The sequence below is a fragment of the Fischerella thermalis PCC 7521 genome, assembly GCF_000317225.1.
GTDB classification, from domain to species: Bacteria; Cyanobacteriota; Cyanobacteriia; order Cyanobacteriales; family Nostocaceae; genus Fischerella; species Fischerella thermalis.
This window is the reverse complement of sequence record NZ_AJLL01000130.1, coordinates 1-333: the sequence shown is the minus strand read 5'-3', so window position 1 is coordinate 333 and position 333 is coordinate 1. Positions and strand designations below refer to the sequence as shown.

1 pseudogene is annotated in these 333 nt (G+C 48.0%); it reads right to left on the bottom strand.

Annotated elements, in window-relative coordinates:
* Nucleotides 1-333, bottom strand: a pseudogene (locus UYK_RS24595) (homogentisate 1,2-dioxygenase); the annotation flags it as partial.

The window sequence follows — 333 nt, the reverse complement described above, 5'->3', positions numbered from 1 at the left end:
CGCAGTAGGGAGAGTGTTCGAGGAATTGACCGTAATTATTCAGGTAACGTCCTGGAGGCTCAATGTGTCCGTAGGTTTCAATTACGAGCATTCGTTGTTCAATTCCTTGATCGGGAATAATTCGCCATAGCACGCCTGTAGGAATGACTACATAATCACCGCTCTTATAGCGAAGAGTGCCGTACTGACTTTCCAATACACCACTGCCTTCGTGGACGAAAATTACCTCATCACCATCAGCAAACCGATACCAATACTGCATGGGTTGCGTGGGACGAGCGACACCAATGCAGATATCTGCATTCGCCATCAGAGGAACACGTGCTTCCACTG